Consider the following 18,806-nt stretch of genomic DNA (forward strand, 5'->3'; position numbering starts at 1 on the left):
CTGAACTGACCTTCCCGACGAACTGACATCCCACCGCCTCCAGCCGCTGCAGAACCAGTGAATCATATCAGTGGAATTTTGCAACGGTCCCCTTGTGGGGGAGATGGCGGCAGCCAGAGGGGGTCTTTGCCGCGAACGCAGCAGCGAGCGGAAATAAAGACCCCTCCCCAACCCTCCCCACAAGGGGGAGGGAGAGTGACCGCCTCACCCTGCCTATCAAATCTCGATCAACCCGACCTTCTTCACCTGCCGGATCGTCAGCATGGTGCGCACGGTGTCGACATTCTCGTCCGCCGCCAGTTGCTCGATGACGAAATCCTGGAACGCGGTGAGGTTCTCGGCGACGCAGTGGAGGAGAAAGTCGCTTTCCCCCGACACCATCCAGGCCTGCCGCACCAGCGGCCATTTGCCAGTCGCGGCGGAAAAACTCTTGAGGTTTGCTTCCGACTGATGCTTCAGGCCGACCATGCAGAATGCCGTCAGGTCCATGCCGAGCTTCGGCCCGTTGAGGATGGCGCGATAGCCCTCGATGATGCCCGTATCCTCGAGCCGGCGAACGCGGCGGAGACAGGGCGGGGCGGAGATGCCGGCGCGGCTTGCCAGCTCGACATTGGTGATGCGCCCGTCCGCCTGCAGCTCCCGAAGGATTCTGATGTCGATCGCGTCGAGTTCGGCACGGAACATGAAGGGTCCAAAAGCTTGGGAATCGGCTGAAATGTGTGCTTTAGCTATGACAGGACGCGAGTTTACGCACAAGCGGGCGCGGCTTTCTGTTGGTAAGCAGTACTGTCCCTTGAAACTACCCCCTCCCGCCTCATAAATAACGGTCAAGTTTCATGGTCGCGGCGCGCATCCCGTTTGCGCCTGTCTGCCCGCGCGAAAGGATCAGTCCATGTCCAACCGTCACGTCAAGGTTCTCATCATCGGCTCCGGCCCGGCCGGCTACACCGCCGCCATCTATGCCGCGCGCGCCATGCTGCAACCTGTGCTGATCGCCGGCCTCGACCAGGGCGGCCAGCTGATGATCACCACCGATGTCGAAAACTATCCGGGCTACGCCGATCCGATCCAGGGTCCGTTCCTGATGGAGCAGATGCTGAACCAGGCAACCCATGTCGGCGCGGAAATCGTCAACGACATCGTGACCAAGGTCGACCTCTCGCGCCGTCCGTTCACCGTTGTCACCGACAGCGGCGCGACCTGGACGGCAGATACGCTTGTCATCTGCACCGGCGCCAAGGCCAAGTGGCTCGGCATCGACTCGGAGAAGACCTTCCAGGGCTTCGGCGTTTCCGCCTGCGCCACCTGCGACGGCTTCTTCTATCGCAACAAGGACGTGATCGTGGTCGGCGGCGGCAACTCCGCCGTCGAGGAAGCGCTCTATCTTTCCAATATCGCGAAGTCCGTCACCGTCGTTCACCGCCGTGACTTGTTCCGCTCGGAAAAGATCCTGCAGGAACGTCTGTTCGCGAAGGAGAACGTCAAGATCATCTGGAATGCCGAGATTGCCGAAATCATCGGCGACGCCTCCCCCGTCTCGGTCACCGGAGTGAAGCTGCGCAACACCAAGACCGGCGAAGTGACCGAACATGCCACCAACGGCGTCTTCGTCGCCATCGGCCATGCCCCAGCGGTCGAACTCTTCGAAGGCCAGCTGCGCCAGAAGCCGAACGGTTATCTGTGGACAGCGCCCGATTCGACTGCCACAAATGTCGAGGGGGTTTTCGCAGCAGGTGACGTTACGGACGACACATTCCGACAGGCCATCACGGCTGCCGGCATGGGCTGCATGGCAGCGCTCGAAGCCGAGCGCTATCTGGCCGGTCATCTTGCAGCGCCTGCTGTCGCCGCCGAGTAACTAGAAGTTCATGACCTAAGGGGAACGGCATGGGCGGACCGCTGGACTGGGACAAGCTGAGAATCTTCCATGCCGCTGCGGAGGCAGGGTCGTTCACGCATGCCGCCGAGAGCCTGCATCTGTCGCAATCTGCCATCAGCCGGCAGGTCAGCGCGCTGGAAAGCGATGTCGGCTGCAAGCTGTTTCACCGCCATGCGCGCGGCCTGATCCTGACGGAACAGGGGGAGCTGCTCTATCGCACCGCCCATGATGTGCTGATGAAGCTGGAAACGGTGAAGATCCAGCTCACCGAAACCACCGAGAAGCCGAGCGGCAAGCTGAAGGTCACGACCACGGTCGGCCTCGGCCAGGGCTGGCTGACCGACAAGATCCAGGAATTCCTCAACCTCTACCCCGACATGCAGGTCCAGCTCATCCTCGACAACGAGGAGCTGGACGTGAACATGCGCCATGCCGACTGCGCCATTCGCCTGCGCCAGCCGCAGCAGTCTGACCTCATCCAGCGCAAGCTCTTCACCGTGCACATGCATGTCTATGCGGCTCCCGCCTATCTGAGCCGTCACGGCGAGCCGCAGTCGCTGGAAGACCTCGACAAGCATCGCATCATCACCTTCGGCGAGCCGGCGCCCGGCTATCTCCTCGACGTCAACTGGCTGGAAATCGCCGGTCGCTCCTCGGACAATCCGCGCACGCCGCATCTGCAGATCAATTCGCTCAGCGCCATCAAGCAGGCGGCGCTGAAGGGGATCGGCATCGCCATGCTGCCCGACTATATCGTCGGCCGCGATCCGGGCCTCGTCCAGCTCGTCACCAATGCCGACGTGCCGTCCTTCGACACCTATTTCTGCTATCCGGACGAGATGAAGAACGCCGCCAAGCTGAAGGTCTTCCGCGACTTCATCGTCGCCAAGGCTCGCAACTGGAACTTCTGACGCATTTCAAAGTCTCGGAATCACCCCGCCCATATTGAAGGCAGGTACGGTTAACGCCTATATTTGAGGCATAAACCTATCAGCTTCAGTGAATTCAAGACGCCCGTCAAAAAACTTGCGTGATAAAACACGCATTTTTTGACCAATAGGTAAATTAAAAAGATATTTAATTACAATGACTTACGAACGGAACGCCCAGAGCCATGCGCGGCAAGCATGGCTGACATGCAGGCATCGTCCTTGTTTACTGCCTAATTTGGCACCATATCACGCTCAGTTGTTGAGCTTAGCGGTTTTCCTCCCAGTGCCGTTGCAACAACTGTTCCCCTCTGGAGGTTTTTACCTTCACAACTATACGGGCCCGAGAGAAATCTTGTGGCCCATTTTTTTTGCTTGAAATTCAGCTTGAGGCTCGCCGCGGCAAAGGCGAGCGCGGCGTCACCACCGCGCTCCGCTGAAGCACTGACAGGTTCAGCCGACGGCGACCGTGTCGGCAGGCGCGTTGACGTCGGCGCCATCGACATAGCCGTTGTTGAAGGTCTGGATGACCTCCTTGAGCTGTGTCACGAGATCCTGAGCGAGCGCTTTCATGTCAGGCTTGGCATCCGCGCCCTCCGCCCCCGCCGCATGATGCGCGGCACCGGCCTTGCCGTGCTCAGCCTTCAGGTTGGCGGCAAACTGATCCTCGCTGATCGAACCCGTGCCTTGCGTGTCGATCGACTTGAAGATCTTGGTCGCATCGTCTTCCGACATGTCCTTCGGACGTCCGGCGAGGAATTCGGCAAGCGAGACGGAGCCGCTCTTGTCGGTATCGATCTTGGCGAAGGCCTTCGAGGCCTTGTCCGCGTCACCTGCGCCGTGATGGCGATGATGGCCGTGGACCGCCCCGCCCTGCAGCGGGTCGGTCTGCTGCGTGCCATCGGTGGCCGACGAATATCCCGTCGTCGAGGACGCACCGCTCTTGAGCGCCTGGATCTCCATCATCAGCGAGGTGATGGTGGAGTTTGCCTGCGCGCCAACGCCTGTCGTGTCGTCGGTGCTGAGCACGCTGGCCAGCGATGGAACGGTCTTCGCTTGCGTCGCCGGTGTTGTGCCGGTTGGATCCGTGTCCGTATCCTGGTTCGCTCCGAGCAATTGGGACAATGCATTGGGGTAGACGGTTGAGCCGCCTGGTGATGACATAATAGAAGTCATGCTCATCTCCTCATGAGATTGCGATTGAAGTCACCACTCGCCGCTGTCCCCAAGCGTGAGAAGCGGCCTCACTAGGCTCCCGAAAGCTTGAGCCAGGATTGCGTTTTCATGAGAGAACGCACGAAAAAACCGCCGGACTTGCGCCCGACGGTTCCAAATAGTCAGAAATGTCCGCTCGATCTTACTTGCAAGCGCCGCAGAAGCGCTGGATGCGGCTGCATGCTTCTTCCAGCATGGCTTCCGAGGTCGCATACGAGATGCGGAAGTTCGGGCCCATGCCGAAGGCCGTGCCATGAACCACTGCAACACCTTCCGATTCGAGCAGTTCCATGACGAAGTCCTGATCGGTGTTGATCACGCGGCCCGAAGGCGCGATCTTGCCGATGAGGCCGGCGCAGGACGGATAGACGTAGAACGCGCCTTCCGGAACCGGGCAGGAAATGCCCTTGGCCTGGTTGAGCATGGAGACGACCAGATCGCGGCGCGACTGGAAGATTGCCTTGTTCTTCTCGATGAAGTCCTGCGGACCGTTCAGCGCCTCGACGGCTGCCCACTGGGCAATCGTGTTGGTGCCGGACGTCTGCTGGCCCTGGATCATGTCCATGGCCTTGATGAGCTCGATGGGGCCAGCCGCATAGCCGATGCGCCAGCCGGTCATCGCATAGGCCTTGGAGACGCCGTTCATGGTGAGCGTGCGGTCATAGAGGCCGGGCTCGACCTGGGCAGGCGTCGCAAACTTGAAACCGTCGAAGGTCAGGTGCTCATACATGTCGTCGGTCAGGACCCAGACATGCGGATGGCGGATCAGAACGTCCGTCAGCTTCTTCAGCTCGTCATGCGTATAGGCAGCACCCGAGGGGTTGGACGGCGAGTTGAAGATGAACCACTTGGTCTTCGGCGTGATCGCCTTTTCCAGATCTTCCGGCTGCAGCTTGAAGCCGTTTTCGATCGTGGCGTTGACGAACACCGACGTGCCGCCGCAGATCGCGACCATTTCCGGGTAGGACACCCAGTAAGGCGCCGGGATGATGACTTCATCGCCCGGGTTCAGCGTCGCCATCAGGGCGTTGAAAAGAATCTGCTTTCCGCCCGTGCCGACGATGACCTGCGCTGCCGTGTAGTCGAGGCCGTTTTCGCGCTTGTACTTCTTGGCGATCGCCTCGCGAAGTTCCTGGATACCGGCAACGGCCGTGTACTTCGTTTCGCCGCGGTTGATCGCATCGATGGCGGCTTTCTTGATATTGTCCGGCGTATCGAAATCGGGCTCGCCTGCGCTGAGGCTGATGACATCGACGCCCTTGGCCTTAAGTTCGCGGGCCTTCTGGGCCATTGCGATGGTGGCGGAGGGCTTCACTCGGGAAAGCGCGTCGGCAATGAAAGCCATGATCTTCGAACCTTTGAGAACTGACGAAAAAGGCCGACCGAAACCCCGCAAAAGCCTGCAAAAGGCCCGGCCTTGAGCCGCGTTGGGTTATGTCGAAACAAACCCCGCATTTCAAGTCAATTCGGGCAATGCATGCTTCAATTTTGGAGATCCCATGGAAATCATGGACAACGCGTGGAGATACGATGGAGCCGCTTAATCGGCAATTAAGGAATTCATGTTATTCCGAGGGTTGATTGTATCAATTTGCCACCGGATTGACTTGATGACTGCATCCAGCATCTTTTCACGCTTGCAACGCCTGGAGGACGGCACTTATGTCGCCACCTACGGCGGCTTCGTGCTCCAGACAGCGCTTCAGCCGATCTTCGGCGAGGACGCCAATGGCGATCTGCTGCTGGCAGCCTTCGAAGGTCTCGTCCGCGCCAAGCGCGGCAACGAGCCGGTCGCCCCGTCGCAATTCTTCCCGCAGGTGAACCCGGCTGATCTTCCGGAAGTCGACAGCCTGCTGCGCACGCTGCACATTCTCAATACCGGCCTGCTGAGCCGCCGCTCCGTCAAGCTCTTCGTCAACTTCCATCCCGGCATGTTCCTGACGCTGCAGGCGATCCGCCACGAAGTGGACCGCATCGCGCTCGCCACGCACGAAGCGGGGATGAAGCCGGAGCAGATCGTCTGCGAAATCACCCGCAAGAAGAACGAGGACCTGAAGGCGATCACCCATTTCGCCAACAGCCTGCGTGAACTCGGCTTCAAGACCGCCGTCGACGAATATGGCGCGCAGGACAGCGACGCCGAGCGCGTGGCGATCCTCAAGCCCGAATTCGTGAAGTTCGAAACCACCTGGGTTCTGGAATTCATGCAGGACCCGACAGGCTTCGCGCTTCTGAAGGTCATGGTCGAGCAGTTCATGGAACGCGGCATCCAGCCGATCTTCGAAGGTCTCGAAGAACTGTCGCAGGTCGAGCTCTGCCAGGAACTCGGCGTGCCGCTCATGCAGGGCTACGTGCTCGCCCGCCCCGAAATCGCACCGACGAGCTTCAACCGTACCTATCCGGAGCCCTTCGAGCATGTCCGCTCGCAGACACAGGCTCCGCGCGCCTCGATGCCGTCTTTCGGCACCGCGCGCCGGGCATCGTCCTTCGGCAAAAGAGGGGCATAAGCCCCTCTCCCGGTCCTGACCGTCACTTTCCGGCCGTTACCATGACATTGTAGACATCCGCCGATGTCTTTCCGGCAGCCTCCGCCATCGCCTTCATAGGCGTCGCTGCGTCCGCATTGGCAAAGCCCGCCGCCTTCAGCTTCTCGACCAGCACATCCGGCGTGACACCCAGCACGGGCGCGACAGCGGCCGGCGTCGAGGCCAGCATCGTGGCGGCGAGCGCGAATTGCGGCGGCCCGCTCCGCTCCCCTTCCGCACCCGCGGGCGCAAGGCCGAAGGCGGCAACCGCGGCGATACCCGCAGCAAGGCTGAGCGGCATCGCCGCGCGTTTAAAATAGTTTAAGAACGGACGCCAGTTTCGCCACATGTGCAGGACGAACGGTACAATCAGAAGCAGGCTGAGCCATTCGTGCACACCATGCAACCAAGCCGGTCCAAGATGGAAGAAAATGATCACGCCGGATATCAGCGAGATCACGAAAAGTGATGTCATCGATGGGGTCGCATAACGCAGTAAAACGTCTTTCATGTCCGGTCTCCTTTGTGCTTCGCACCATTGATATCAACCGGCCTAAACCTGAATCAAACCATTGTAAAACAACATTGAAATAATTTTCATCGGCGCAACATGGCTTCACGATTGCGCCACAAAACTTAACATTGCCCGCTCTCGGCGACAGCCATGGCACGACGCTGTCACACAAGTTTCGCGCGTGCCTTGAATTGGTCACGATATTTCTCGCCTCACGTCACAATTTGACCCGTCTGAGGCCACGATGAGCCGTTTTAAAATAGGACATCGACGGTCGTGCCGCCTGTGCCCGAGGAAACAGCCTCCGGACGACCGGATCGATAGAGACATTGCTGGCCAGTCCAACGGCCGGCAGGAAGATTGGGGAAGATCATGTTTCTGGAAGACGAACTGGAATACACAAGACTGAAGCGCAACGACAACATCATGGGTTGGCTCGCGATCGTGTTCGTGGCCGCGCTCGTCTTCATGTTCGCCGGCATCATGAACTCCGCCTCGGCGACCGGTTCCAGCCCCGCCTCGATCCACCATGCCGCACCGGCCATCACCGAACAGGCGCGTCCGGACCTCTTTGGCACGCAGGCGAGCGTCGCTGCAGGCCATGCGATGATCGTTGCCTTCGAAGTTCAGAAGGCGGCCCCCTCCGTCAAGGACGCCGGCCATGCAAGCGAGATCGCCTCTGCGGGCACCCACGTCGCCGCCCGTTCCTTCTCGACCGCAGCACCGGATGAGGCCGAGGTCGCTCATCCGGTGGCCCTCACGCTGGCCGATCGCGACATCCAGTCCGGCGTACTCCTCATCTCCTTCGCGCTCATGGGTGCCAGCTTCGTCATGCTGACATTCGGCGGCCCTCGCGGCGGCAAGCGGGAGGACGAGGACGCCATCGATGCCCTCTGAACAGGAAGACCGGCAACCGCAGCCACTGGCCATCCGCCTGGCCATCGCTCTGATGCTGCTGGTGGCCCTCTCCGGCCTCGCCCTGCTCGGCAACGGACTTTACATCCTCGCCCGAGCCGAATTCTCGAATGTTCTGCAAAACAGCACGGCGGAACACCGCGTGGCCAATTCGCCGTGCCAGCCGACATCCTGCCCTGAAGACGAGACACGGAGCTAAGGGCAAGGCGCGCGCACCTTCGAACGTCACGCGGCCCATTCCACAGAGGGCTGCATTTCGTCCCGCTCCCCTTGAGCCCTTGGTAAGCGACTGCTAGAAGACCGGCCATCGTTGCGCGCACCGCCGCCCACTCCCCCGCACAAGGCCTCCCATGTCTCGCCTGCAAGCCAATCTTTGCCTTCTTCTCGCCGGAGCCATCTGGGGTGGAGGCTTTGTGGTCCAGTCGAGCGCCATGAAGTCGCTGGGCCCGTTCTGGTTCATCGGGCTGCGGTTTCTGGTCGCGACGGTCGCAGTTGCCCCCTTTGCCTGGCGGGAAGCCAAGCGCGCGGCAACGCCGGTCACGACCCGCAGCTACGCCGCCTTCACGGCCATCGGCCTTGCGCTCTTCGCCGGTGCCGTCACCCAGCAGATCGGCCTGCTGACGACCACCGTCACCAATTCCGGCTTCCTGACCGGTCTCTATGTGATCATGGTGCCGATCCTCACGGTCGTCATCCTGCGCCGTTCGCCGCACTGGATCATCTGGCCCGCCGCCACGCTCGCCCTCATCGGCATCTTCCTGCTGAGCGGCGGGGCGATCTCCAGCCTCTCCTACGGCGACATGATGACCATCGTCTGCGCCTTCTTCTGGTCCGTGCAGGTCTTCCTCATCGGCATCTTCGCGACGCAGAGCGGCAGGCCGCTCATGCTGTCGGCCTGGCAGTTCGGCGTGACCGGGATTTGCGCCACCGCTGCGGCGATCCTGCTGGAGCCGATTTCGTGGGAAGCGATCAGAGCCGCAGGCTTCGAAATCGCCTATGCGGGCGTCTTCTCCTCCGGTCTTGCCTTCAGCCTCCAGGTCATCGGACAGCGTTACACGACAGCGCCGCAGGCCGCGATATTCCTGTCGTCCGAAGCATTGTTTGCAGCAACCTTCGGGGCGATCATTCTGGGCGAAACCATAAGCCCTCTCGGCTATGTCGGCTGCGCAGTCATATTCCTTGCAATGCTGCTTGTTGAAATCGTTCCGGAAATACTCTCCCGCCGGGCACGATCGGCAGCATAAGCCGGGAGATTTGTACGATATCGTTCCTGCTTGATTTTCAAGCACTTGCTAAAAGTGCACAGTTGCAAGGCAATTAAACTTTTGAATTTCTCTAAAGTTGCCACAATAAGTTTTCAAAAACGCGCAAAAGTTTCGCTTGCCAATTTTTCAGAACTACATCAATCTGCGCCCGTTCACAGAAAATTGTGGACACACGGGAAGACCTCATAATTTCTGCGCTCCGGAGACGCGACAAGTTCCGGGCGGTCAATTTGGGGATCGGGCAAGGCAGGTCCGGTATCCATATGCACCGCGGTAACAAAACAGGACCTTTCCTCCGCATGACCTCGACTGCCTGCCGATAGCCTCGTTTCGAGGCGCAGCATGAGCCCGTAGCGGCACGGGCGTGAGAAAAGGACCTGAGACACATGGCCGAGACTGGCACTGTAAAATTCTTCAATACCGACAAGGGCTTCGGCTTCATCAAGCCCGACAAGGGCGGCGCGGACATCTTCGTCCACATCTCCGCCGTCCAGGCATCCGGCCTCAACGGCCTGACCGAAAACCAGAAGGTTTCCTTCGACACCGAGCCGGATCGTCGCGGCAAGGGCCCGAAGGCTGTGAACCTCACGGTTACCGGCTGAGCCTGAACAACCTTCACGGTTAGACCAGACTTCAAACCGCGATTTGCGGGCGTGTATTTGCGCTCCAGATCGCGGTTTTATATTTGGCGCGGGAACTTTCGTGCCTTCGGAGAATTTTAACCTTTGTTCAGACTGCGTTCAGCTTGGACGACCTAATTTCCGTCACAACAACGCGATCTGATCGCGCGTGGACGAAAGGAAAGGCCATGAACAAGGTTTCGAAATTTGTCGCGATTTCCTGCGCCGCAACGGTCGCAGCTTTTGCATTCACCGGCAGCGCATCTGCCCAGGAATGGCACCGCCACCATCGTCATGGCGGCGGCGATGCATTTGCTGCAGGCGTGGCCGGTCTCGCCGTCGGCGTGATTGCCGGTGCCGCACTTGCCAGCCCCCCTCCGCCGCGCCGCTATTACTACGACGACGGCTATTACGCGCCGCCACCGCCGCCGCCGCGCCGCGTCTATTACCGCCCGGCCTATGTCTATGATCAGCCGGCGCCCGTCTATCGTCCGACCTACGAACCGTGGTCGCGCAGCTGGTATCGTTACTGCTCGAACCGCTATCGCTCGTTCGATCCGCAAAGCGGCACTTTCATCGGCTATGACGGACGCCAGCATTTCTGCGCCGGCTGATTGTCGCCACTGCCAAAAATTGAAAATGCCGGGTTCGTCGCCCGGCATTTTTGTGTCGATGGCTGAGATCAGAGCCCGACGAGGAACGGATTGTTCCGCCGCTCGTCGCCGATCCGGCTTCCCGGACCATGGCCGCAGATGAAGCCGACATGGTCGCCGAGGGGAAACACCTTCGTCTTGATCGAGTTCAGCAGCGTCGCGTGATCGCCACCCGGCAGATCCGTGCGGCCGATCGAGCCGTGGAAGAGAACGTCGCCGAGATGGGCAATCCCCTCCTCGCGATGGAAGAAGATGACATGGCCCGGCGCATGGCCCGGCGTGTGATAGACCTCGAACACATGGCTGCCGAAGCCGACCGTGTCGCCGTCTTCGAGATAGCGATCGGGTGTGCAGTTGCGCATCGGCGTGTCGAGGCCATACATCTTGGCCTGCGCCTCAAGCCCTTTCAGAAAGCTCTCGTCGTTCTTGTGCGGACCGATGATATCGACGCCGAGCGCTTCCTTGAGCTCCATGGCGCCGCCGGCATGGTCGAGGTGGCCGTGCGTCAGCCAGATCGCCTTGACGTCGATGGCGTTCGACTTCAGCACCTCGAGGATCGTCCCGACATCACCGCCCGGATCGACGACCACGCCTTCCTTGGTCTCGCTGTCGAACAGCACCGTGCAGTTCTGCTGGAAGGCCGTTACCGGGATGATCCCCGCCTGAAGCTTCGCCATGTCGCTACTCCGTTGTCACGTCCGCAAGGAGATAGAGCAAGTTCGCGACGATTAAAACCGCGGCAGGTGTGAATTCACTGTCCAGAAACGTCCGCCTGCCGGGGCGCCAGCGGCGAAACCGCAAAGGACGCGGTCGCGGCCAGAAGCGCTGCAACGCTCAACACAGCCGTGAAGAAAAGAATGGCGACAGGCCGCATCGTGCGCGGCGACTCATCGCTCGAAATCTGCGTCGAAGACATGGAATGTGCCCCTCACTCGTTCGGATGCTGCTATAGGATTCGGTTTTACAACGCCAGTCCCGAACGAACTGTTCCTTGCGAAACAGGCCAGTCTTGCCTTTTGTCAAGCACTCGGCACATTTGATTGGCCGCTACCTTGATCTGGATCAATCTGCGTCATTAAGTCGTTGACATCAGGGGGAATTCGCATGAAGCTTTTGTGAAGATCATGGACTGACGGGAGGCATTTCATGGACTATGCAAGCATTGCAATCGAGATTATTGCCGGCATCATTGCAGGCAATGCGGTCTGCGCGGCGATGAAGCAACCGGCGCTCAGCACCTGGAGCAGAACCGCCGTCGGCGCAGCCGGTGGACTTCTCGGCGGGCTCGTCTTCCACCTGACCGCTGGTGAAAGCGCCGTGTCCGGTGCGCTCGTCGACATCTATACCGGCGGATTTGGCGGAGCCATCCTGACACCCATCGTTGGAGCCCTGACGACGGGGATGCTGCGTCACCGCCATTGAGCCGAAAGGCCAAGCCGGATGGCTTGACATGCTTCCGCAAGCCACGCTTGCTGTCGGGGGCAAACAGAACTCATGTCTTGCTGTTGCTCGGATGGACATTTACGGTCTATCGCGACACAGGGGCCGCAGGCGGCGGCCTGAACACAGGATGACACGAGGACTGCGCATGCCACAGGTTCAACGCTCGCGGAGCGGCAAGACAAGCCGGCCGGAACCCGTCATGGAGCCGATGACTGCCGACAATGGCGTTGACTTCGAGATCATCGAACTGTTCTTCTTCGCCTATCGCGCCTTTACCGCAGATCCGGATGCCATTCTGGAAAAGGGCGACATGGGCCGCGCCCATCACCGCGTCGTGCATTTCGTCAACCGCGAGCCCGGCATGACCGTGGCGGCGCTGCTCGATACGCTGAAGATCACCAAGCAGTCGCTGGCCCGCGTTCTCAAGCAGCTGATCGACAAGGGCTATATCTGCCAGATCGCCGGACCGGAGGATCGCCGCCAGCGCTGCCTCTACCCGACGCGCGCCGGCCGGGAACTGGCGCTGGAACTGGCCGCTCCACAGCATCGCCGCATTGCGCATGCACTGGCAACGGCAAATGCGGAAGAGCGCGCGGAGGTCGTGCGCTTCCTGACCCGCATGTCTGACGAGTGCGGAGGAAGCAAGGAATGATCACCAGCGCGAAGATCGAACCGATTGCCGACGACGCCCCTCACCTGCTGATCGTCGATGACGACAAGCGCATCCGCGACCTGCTGCAGCGCTTCCTGCAGGAAAAGGGCTTCCGCGTCACCGCCGCCGCCGACAGCCAGGAGGCGCGCCGCAAGCTCGAAGGGCTCGACTTCGACCTGCTGATCGCCGACGTCATGATGCCCGGCGAAAACGGCATCGCGCTGACGAAATCGCTGCGCAAGGACCGCAAGTTCCCGATCATCGTGCTCACCGCACTCAGCGAACCCGAATCCCGCATCGAGGGCCTTGAGGCCGGCGCGGATGACTATCTCGGCAAGCCCTTCGATCCGCGCGAACTGGTGCTGCGCATCAACAACATCCTGCGCCGCAGCGCCGCCGAGCGGCCGCCGGCCATCGAACAGATGATGTTCGGCCCCTTCACCTTCTCAATCACGAAGGCGGAGCTTCGCCGCGCCGGCGAATTCGTGCATCTGACGGATCGCGAGCAGGAGATCATGCGTATTTTCGCCATGCGGCCGGGCGATACGGTTCCCCGCCACGAACTGGCCGGCAGTGACGCCGACACGGGTGAGCGCACCATCGACGTGCAGATCAACCGCCTGCGCCGCAAGATCGAAGACGATCCCTCCAACCCGGTCTGGCTGCAGACGGTGCGCGGCATCGGCTATCGCCTCAATACCGAGTGAACCAGGGCTCAGGACCCTACCATGGCAGACACGGACGCAAAGCCGAGCAGTTTCGATGCGATCCGCCCCGAGCGGGATCGCCTCCCCTCGTCCGGCTGGAAGCGCTCGATCCGCTGGCTGCGCCGGCAATTGCCGACAGGCCTCTTCGCCCGCTCGCTGCTGATCATCATCCTGCCGATGTTCATCCTGCAGGGGGTGGTGACCTATCTCTTCATGGAGCGTCACTGGCACATGGTGACGGAGCGGCTTTCGAGCGCCGTCACGCGCGACATTTCCGCCATCATCGACATGATGGAGACCTATCCGCAGAATGACGATTTCGCGCAATTGAAGCGCATCGCCTATCAGCGCCTGGAGCTCGACATTTCGGTGGAGAGAAACGGCACGCTGCCGCCGCCGCGTCCGAAACCCTTCTTCTCCCTGCTCGACGACTTCCTGAGCCAGGAGATCGCCCGCCGCATTGCCAAGCCCTTCTGGATCGACACAGTCGGCAATTCGCGCATCATTGAAATCCGCATTCTCGTCGACAAGGACGTGCTGCGCATCTTCGCACCGCGCGCCGCCGCCTATGCCTCCAACACGCATATCTTCATCATCTGGATGGTGGTGACGTCGCTCATCCTCATCGGCATTTCCGTGCTCTTCATCCGTGGCCAGATCCGCCCGATCACGGCGCTGGCGAAAGCCGCCGAGAGCTTCGGCAAGGGCCAGAAAATGCCGGACAATTTCGCCCCGCGCGGCGCGGATGAAATCCGCAAGGCCAGCCTCGCCTTCATCCTCATGCGCGAGCGCATCGAGCGCCATGTCGAGCAGCGCACCGCCATGCTCTCCGGCGTCAGCCACGACCTGCGCACCATCCTCACGCGCTTCAAGCTGCAACTGGCGCTTCTCGGCGACGACAAGGAGCTGGAGCCGCTGCATCAGGACGTCAACGACATGCAGTCCATGCTCGAAGGCTATCTCGCCTTCGTCCGTTCGGAAGCGGAAGAGGATGTCGGGACAGTCTATCTGAGCGAAGTCATGCGCCGCCTCGAAATGCATGCGGAGCTGGAAAACAAGGGCTTTGCCGCGACGATCGAGGGCCGAGACGAAATCCGGGTGCGGCCCAACGCCTTCAACCGGCTGATCTCAAACCTCATCTCCAACGCCTGGCGGCATGCGGACAACGTTCGCGTCAAAGCCGATCACGGCACGAAATGGCTGACCGTGACCGTGGACGACGACGGCCCCGGCATTCCGGTCGCCATGCGCGACGAGGTGTTCAAGCCCTTCTTCCGTCTCGACGAGGCGCGCAATCTGAACGCGTCGGGAACCGGCCTCGGCCTCTCGATCGCAAGAGACGTCGCCCGCTCCCACGGCGGCAACGTCACGCTGGACGACAGCCCCATGGGTGGGCTGAGAGCCATCATCCGCATTCCGGCATAAGCGGTCTTCGCGGTCGATCGGACAATCAGCGGCCGTAGCCGCCCATCAGTTCCGGATAGGGCCGGCGCAGGTTGAAGCGGTGCCAGGCATCGATACGCTTCGGATGACGCTCCCGCAGCGCGTCGAGTGGCTTCAGAAGCGCCCCGCCACGGCCGAGATGCGCGTCGATGATCTCGACGATCCGCCGGTTTGGCCACGGCTTGTTGACGATCTTCAGAAAAGCATCGAAGGCGTGCGCCTCCCGCCCCGCGCCTGCCCGGTGGGCCATCAGGCAATAGGCAAAGGCCGTCGAGCGGCTGACGCCGGCATGGCAATGGACGAGAATGCGACTATCGGGCAGTTCGACGGCAGGCCGCACCGTTTCGAACAGGCTGACCACCAGATCGGGAAAATGCGCTGTAAAGGCCGCCGTCTCCTGGTCGCGCAGCCGCGCCACGATATGTTCGCCGCGCCCGATGACCGGTACGAGATGGTCCGGCAGTTCCGGATCGATCAGCGACACGACATGCGTGGCGCGCCATTCGTCCGCCACCTCACGGGCGCGCGGCAGGCAGCTCACGCGGAAATTCTGGTCCAGTACCATGGCTGTTTCCCTCAAAACCCGGAATCAGGCCTACGCCCCGATTGGGGCAAAAAACGGCTTGCGGAAGCCAAGCCGGCGAAATGTGATCAGCAGAGCTTCGCGCCGTTGGGAACCGGAAGCTCGACGCCAGCCAGCACGATGGCGCCCTCGGCATCGGCAAAGCCAAGCGTGAGCACTTCCGACATGAACGGCCCGATCTGGCGCGGAGGGAAATTGACGACGCCCAGCACGCGACGCCCGACCAGCGTCTCGGGGGCATAATGGATGGTGATCTGCGCCGAGGACTTCCTGAGCCCGATGTCCGGGCCGAAGTCGATGACCAGCTTGATCGCCGGCTTGCGCGCCTGCGGAAAAGGCTCCGCCTCGACAATCGTGCCGAGGCGAATATCGACCTTCTCGAAATCTGCGTAGGTGATCGTCTCGGTCATGGCAGGTCGCTCAGTTCGCCAGTTCCTGGGCACGCTTGCGCGCTGCGGCGATCGCCGCATCGAAGAGCGGCTGCATGCCGTCTTCGGCCATCAGGACGGAAAGGGCCGCCGCCGTCGTGCCGCCCGGTGACGTCACATTGGTGCGCAGCCGCGAAGCATCCTCGGGGGACTGGTGCAGGAGTTCACCAGCCCCCGAGACTGTTTCCCGCGCGAGACGCATGGCGAGGTCCGCCGGCAGACCGAGTTTTCGGCCTGCCTCAGCCATGCACTCGACGAGATAGAAAACATAGGCCGGGCCGCTGCCCGACAGCGCGGTGACGGAATCGATATCCGCCTCCGACGAAACCCATTCGACCGGACCGCTGACCTTGAGAAGATCATGAACCTCAGCCTTCTGCGCTTCAGTCACGGCAGGGTTCGCAAAGGCTCCCGTCACGCCACGGCCGACCATGGCCGGCGTATTCGGCATGGCGCGAACAAACGCGCCGGCGCCGAGATGACCTTCGATGAAGGAAAGCGTCTTGCCCGCCGCAATCGACACGATCACGGTGTCCGGCCCAACCAGGCTTTTGACCGGCGGCAGCGCCACGTCCATGATCTGCGGCTTGACCGCCAGAAAGATGATCGAAGCCTTGAGCCCCTCGGGAGGCGCAGCAGCAATCTCCACCCCATGCTCGGCAGCAAGGCCGGCCATGGAGTCCGAAACTTTCGGATCGAGGATCAGAATTGAACTGCCGGCAATGCCGCTTTTCAGCCAGCCGGCGAGCATTGCCCCGCCCATATTGCCCGCACCGAGCAGTACGATCTTTCCCGTAGACGCCATGCCTCAGGCTTCCCCGGCCGTTTCGAAGAGGACGGCGTCAACCGCGTCCTGTGCGTCCATGCCGGACCAGACGACGAACTGGAAGGCCTGGAAATAGGCTTCGCAGCTATCAAGCGCGTTCGACAGCAGGACCTCGACCTGACGGTCGGTCGGCTCGGCGCCGCCTGCAAGCAGCAGCGACTGGCGGAAGATGATGGCATCCTCATGCCGCCAGATGTCGAAATGTCCCATCAGCACCTGACCGTTGACGATCGAGAGCAAGCGGATCACTTCGTTGACGCGGCTTTGCGGCACCTTCAGGTCGAAGGCGCAGGCAAGATGCAGCGCCTCGAACTCCTCCATCCAGGAGAAGGACACGTTGTAGTCGGCCCAGCGGCCGCCCACGGACATCGATATCTCGTCCTCGCCGGACCGTTCAAAGGACCAGTCGTTATTGGCGGCGACAAACTCGATCATATCGACCGGGTTCGACTGGCGCGCGATCTGCACGTCTATAAGGCTCATTCGGCATGTTCTCCATCGGACCCGCAAACGGTTCGGCGACAAGCACACACTCGCCAAACTCACTGAACGCGCCAGATACAAAGATGAAACGATCCTATGCGGTAAAAAGGCTAGGCGCGTCGTCCTGCCCGAAACTTGCGCCGCTTCGAATCGTCGTTGAAAATCAGTCTATAGCGATGACCCTCTCCCGCCACCCCCGCGACAACCGCTTTTGACACCCGAAATCGCCCGACCACTTTAGGAGCCGCTTGATCGCAAAGGCATAACTGACTCTGCGACAATGATTTTTCGGTCGAATCCACAGGTGGAGAAAATTTCCGAAAAAATTCGGTTGAACCGAACTGCGATGAATGCACCTGCGAACAGGTGGTGATTCATACACAGGGTGGGCCTCGCCAGCACGTTCTTCAGTTATCTTCGAGATCAATCAGCAGAACCCGCAAACCTCAAACCGTCATCGAGAAACTTGTCGTTTTAGACAAGTTTACTTGAGTAAGGTTCCCCTCTGTGAGAAGCTGAGGCTCATGAAAGAGATTGTATGGTTCAAGCAGGCACGCAAAGAGTTCGAAACGTTCCCCGCTGCCGCCCGCGAGGACATGCAATCGGCGTTGGACATCGCAGCGCTGGGCGGAAAGGCCGATATCGCAAAGCCCATGAAGGGCCTTGGATCCGGGGTTCTGGAAATCGCGCTGCCTTACCGGTCTGATGCCTACAGGGTGATCTATGCAGTTCAGTTCGGAGATGAAATTTGGGTGATTCACGCCTTCCAGAAGAAGTCCAACAAAGGGATAGCGACACCTCAAAAGGAGGTGGAACTGATCAAGGCTCGCCTGAAACGAATAAAGGAGATGCAGTCATGACGGACGAGGACTTCGAAATTGTTCGCGGCCGAGGCAATATCTTTGCTGACTTCGGTGATCCCGATGCCGAAACCAAGCACATGAAGGCTGTGTTGGCCACGAAGATCATTGGCGTGCTTGACGAACAGGGGCTCTCCGCACGCGAAGCGGCAAAACGCGCAAACGTGGCGGAAGCCGACATCTCTCGGGTCCGCAATGCGAGCCTGTCAAAGTTCACATTGGATTGGCTCGTGCGGGTGCATCATTTGCTTGAGCCGAGCGTGGTTGTCGAATTGACGTTCGGACCACGCAAGTCTGGCTCAGACACGGTCGCCGCCTGAAGAACAGCGACGACGATCGCGAAGGACCGGTAAGGGCGGCATTCCACACAGAAGCAGCCCTTTCCTCATTCTTACTTCTTCGCCGAAAGCTTCGCCTCAAGCTCGGCGATCTTCGCGGCCAGCGCGTCATTTTCTTCGCGGGCCTTCACGGCCATCTCGCGCACAGCCTCGAATTCCTCGCGCTTGACAAGGTCCATCGAGTTCATGAAGCGCTCGGCCTGGGCGCGGAAGGCCGTCTCGGCTTCCTGACGCAGGCCCTGTGCAGCGCCGGCTGCATCCGTCATCAGCTTGGCGAAATCGTCAAAAATGCGGTTCGGTCCCGTGGACATGATCGTCTCCCTTGCAGTCGGACTGAAAGAATATAGGACTGAGGTAGGTCCTCGCGCGGTCTTATGCAAGCACTATTGCGTGGGAGCCGGACACACGTTTGACGAAGTGCCGGCAGGTTTACCAACGGTCAGAAAAATCGCCTTGACCCTGCCCCTTTCACGCTTCATTTTCCGGCGCGAAACAGTGGGGCAGCACCAGATTGCATAGCGAACTCAT

At 60.5% G+C, this 18,806-nt stretch carries 25 protein-coding genes; 14 read left to right on the plus strand and 11 right to left on the minus strand.

Annotation, left to right across the window (positions count from 1 at the left end):
* Nucleotides 1-216: 216 nt before the first annotated feature.
* On the minus strand, nucleotides 217-684 hold the full coding sequence (locus tag LQK84_RS11960; RefSeq protein ID WP_230828957.1) for an Lrp/AsnC family transcriptional regulator: 468 nt from the start codon (nucleotides 682-684) through the stop codon (nucleotides 217-219).
* Nucleotides 685-892: 208 nt separating this feature from the next.
* On the opposite strand from LQK84_RS11960, the gene trxB reads away from it, so the two are divergent.
* Nucleotides 893-1,858 carry a thioredoxin-disulfide reductase gene (gene trxB, locus LQK84_RS11965; protein ID WP_230828958.1) on the plus strand — a complete coding sequence of 322 codons (966 nt, stop codon included), beginning with the start codon at nucleotides 893-895 and terminating at the stop codon, nucleotides 1,856-1,858.
* A gap of 29 nt (nucleotides 1,859-1,887) precedes the next feature.
* Nucleotides 1,888-2,790 carry a LysR family transcriptional regulator VtlR gene (locus LQK84_RS11970; RefSeq protein ID WP_230828959.1) on the plus strand — a complete coding sequence of 301 codons (903 nt, stop codon included), beginning with the start codon at nucleotides 1,888-1,890 and terminating at the stop codon, nucleotides 2,788-2,790.
* A gap of 471 nt (nucleotides 2,791-3,261) precedes the next feature.
* Here the strand turns inward: LQK84_RS11970 and LQK84_RS11975 are convergent, their stop codons facing one another.
* Entirely contained in the window at nucleotides 3,262-3,984 is a 723-nt protein-coding gene (locus LQK84_RS11975; RefSeq protein ID WP_230828960.1) for an EF-hand domain-containing protein, read from the minus strand.
* 181 nt (nucleotides 3,985-4,165) lie between these two features.
* Nucleotides 4,166-5,368, minus strand: a complete 1,203-nt coding sequence (locus LQK84_RS11980; RefSeq protein WP_230828961.1) for a pyridoxal phosphate-dependent aminotransferase — start codon at nucleotides 5,366-5,368, stop codon at nucleotides 4,166-4,168.
* Nucleotides 5,369-5,633: 265 nt separating this feature from the next.
* Here LQK84_RS11980 and LQK84_RS11985 point away from each other — a divergent pair, with 265 nt between their 5' ends.
* The gene (locus LQK84_RS11985; protein WP_230828962.1) at nucleotides 5,634-6,530 is read left to right on the plus strand and encodes an EAL domain-containing protein; all 897 of its coding nucleotides are present in this window, start codon (nucleotides 5,634-5,636) and stop codon (nucleotides 6,528-6,530) included.
* A 22-nt stretch (nucleotides 6,531-6,552) separates the two neighbouring features.
* Here the strand turns inward: LQK84_RS11985 and LQK84_RS11990 are convergent, their stop codons facing one another.
* Nucleotides 6,553-7,059: a DUF4405 domain-containing protein gene (locus tag LQK84_RS11990; protein ID WP_230828963.1), complete on the minus strand. Its 507-nt coding sequence runs from the start codon at nucleotides 7,057-7,059 to the stop codon at nucleotides 6,553-6,555.
* 375 nt (nucleotides 7,060-7,434) lie between these two features.
* On the opposite strand from LQK84_RS11990, the gene LQK84_RS11995 reads away from it, so the two are divergent.
* The 5 genes from LQK84_RS11995 to LQK84_RS12015 all read left to right on the plus strand — a co-directional run bounded on the left by LQK84_RS11995 (nucleotide 7,435) and on the right by LQK84_RS12015 (nucleotide 10,476).
* Complete coding sequence (locus tag LQK84_RS11995; protein WP_230828964.1) at nucleotides 7,435-7,959, plus strand: hypothetical protein; 525 nt, start codon at nucleotides 7,435-7,437, stop codon at nucleotides 7,957-7,959.
* Complete coding sequence (locus LQK84_RS12000) at nucleotides 7,949-8,176, plus strand: hypothetical protein (protein WP_230828965.1); 228 nt, start codon at nucleotides 7,949-7,951, stop codon at nucleotides 8,174-8,176. Before LQK84_RS11995 ends, LQK84_RS12000 begins: the two co-directional genes overlap by 11 nt.
* 151 nt (nucleotides 8,177-8,327) lie before the next feature.
* Nucleotides 8,328-9,221, plus strand: coding sequence for a DMT family transporter (locus LQK84_RS12005; RefSeq protein ID WP_230828966.1), 894 nt, complete (start codon nucleotides 8,328-8,330; stop codon nucleotides 9,219-9,221).
* Between the two features lie 407 nt (nucleotides 9,222-9,628).
* Nucleotides 9,629-9,844, plus strand: coding sequence for a cold-shock protein (locus LQK84_RS12010; protein WP_109857120.1), 216 nt, complete (start codon nucleotides 9,629-9,631; stop codon nucleotides 9,842-9,844).
* 206 nt (nucleotides 9,845-10,050) lie between these two features.
* The gene (locus tag LQK84_RS12015) at nucleotides 10,051-10,476 is read left to right on the plus strand and encodes a BA14K family protein (protein ID WP_230828967.1); all 426 of its coding nucleotides are present in this window, start codon (nucleotides 10,051-10,053) and stop codon (nucleotides 10,474-10,476) included.
* Nucleotides 10,477-10,544: 68 nt separating this feature from the next.
* Here the strand turns inward: LQK84_RS12015 and LQK84_RS12020 are convergent, their stop codons facing one another.
* Nucleotides 10,545-11,192, minus strand: coding sequence for an MBL fold metallo-hydrolase (locus LQK84_RS12020; RefSeq protein ID WP_230828968.1), 648 nt, complete (start codon nucleotides 11,190-11,192; stop codon nucleotides 10,545-10,547).
* 74 nt (nucleotides 11,193-11,266) lie between these two features.
* Entirely contained in the window at nucleotides 11,267-11,431 is a 165-nt protein-coding gene (locus LQK84_RS12025; protein WP_230828969.1) for a hypothetical protein, read from the minus strand.
* A gap of 230 nt (nucleotides 11,432-11,661) precedes the next feature.
* On the opposite strand from LQK84_RS12025, the gene LQK84_RS12030 reads away from it, so the two are divergent.
* The 4 genes from LQK84_RS12030 (at nucleotide 11,662) to LQK84_RS12045 (ending at nucleotide 14,742) form a co-directional block, all read left to right on the plus strand.
* Complete coding sequence (locus tag LQK84_RS12030) at nucleotides 11,662-11,937, plus strand: hypothetical protein (protein WP_230828970.1); 276 nt, start codon at nucleotides 11,662-11,664, stop codon at nucleotides 11,935-11,937.
* A 166-nt stretch (nucleotides 11,938-12,103) separates the two neighbouring features.
* Nucleotides 12,104-12,610, plus strand: a complete 507-nt coding sequence (locus LQK84_RS12035) for a MarR family winged helix-turn-helix transcriptional regulator (RefSeq protein ID WP_230828971.1) — start codon at nucleotides 12,104-12,106, stop codon at nucleotides 12,608-12,610.
* Entirely contained in the window at nucleotides 12,607-13,317 is a 711-nt protein-coding gene (locus LQK84_RS12040) for a response regulator (RefSeq protein ID WP_230828972.1), read from the plus strand. Before LQK84_RS12035 ends, LQK84_RS12040 begins: the two co-directional genes overlap by 4 nt.
* Nucleotides 13,318-13,338: 21 nt before the next feature.
* A complete protein-coding gene (locus LQK84_RS12045) occupies nucleotides 13,339-14,742 on the plus strand; it encodes an ATP-binding protein (RefSeq protein WP_230828973.1) in 1,404 nt (467 codons plus the stop codon).
* Between the two features lie 25 nt (nucleotides 14,743-14,767).
* Here LQK84_RS12045 and LQK84_RS12050 read toward each other — a convergent pair whose 3' ends face one another.
* From LQK84_RS12050 to LQK84_RS12065, 4 genes are all read right to left on the minus strand, one after another.
* Entirely contained in the window at nucleotides 14,768-15,325 is a 558-nt protein-coding gene (locus tag LQK84_RS12050) for a protein tyrosine phosphatase (RefSeq protein WP_230828974.1), read from the minus strand.
* Nucleotides 15,326-15,411: 86 nt separating this feature from the next.
* Nucleotides 15,412-15,753, minus strand: coding sequence for a tRNA-binding protein (locus LQK84_RS12055; RefSeq protein ID WP_230828975.1), 342 nt, complete (start codon nucleotides 15,751-15,753; stop codon nucleotides 15,412-15,414).
* Nucleotides 15,754-15,763: 10 nt separating this feature from the next.
* Nucleotides 15,764-16,576, minus strand: coding sequence for a pyrroline-5-carboxylate reductase (proC, locus tag LQK84_RS12060; protein WP_230828976.1), 813 nt, complete (start codon nucleotides 16,574-16,576; stop codon nucleotides 15,764-15,766).
* Nucleotides 16,577-16,579: 3 nt separating this feature from the next.
* The gene (locus LQK84_RS12065) at nucleotides 16,580-17,080 is read right to left on the minus strand and encodes a YbjN domain-containing protein (RefSeq protein ID WP_230828977.1); all 501 of its coding nucleotides are present in this window, start codon (nucleotides 17,078-17,080) and stop codon (nucleotides 16,580-16,582) included.
* A 524-nt stretch (nucleotides 17,081-17,604) separates the two neighbouring features.
* Between LQK84_RS12065 and LQK84_RS12070 the strand changes: the two genes are divergently transcribed.
* Complete coding sequence (locus tag LQK84_RS12070) at nucleotides 17,605-17,940, plus strand: type II toxin-antitoxin system RelE/ParE family toxin (RefSeq protein WP_230828978.1); 336 nt, start codon at nucleotides 17,605-17,607, stop codon at nucleotides 17,938-17,940.
* Nucleotides 17,937-18,260 (plus strand): helix-turn-helix domain-containing protein, encoded by a 324-nt coding sequence (locus tag LQK84_RS12075; RefSeq protein ID WP_230828979.1) that lies wholly within the window; start codon nucleotides 17,937-17,939, stop codon nucleotides 18,258-18,260. Before LQK84_RS12070 ends, LQK84_RS12075 begins: the two co-directional genes overlap by 4 nt.
* Before the next feature lie 71 nt (nucleotides 18,261-18,331).
* Here the strand turns inward: LQK84_RS12075 and LQK84_RS12080 are convergent, their stop codons facing one another.
* Nucleotides 18,332-18,589 carry an accessory factor UbiK family protein gene (locus LQK84_RS12080; RefSeq protein ID WP_230828980.1) on the minus strand — a complete coding sequence of 86 codons (258 nt, stop codon included), beginning with the start codon at nucleotides 18,587-18,589 and terminating at the stop codon, nucleotides 18,332-18,334.
* Nucleotides 18,590-18,806: the final 217 nt, after the last annotated feature.

It is taken from the genome of Rhizobium sp. C4, assembly GCF_021026315.1.
GTDB lineage: Bacteria > Pseudomonadota > Alphaproteobacteria > Rhizobiales > Rhizobiaceae > Ensifer_A.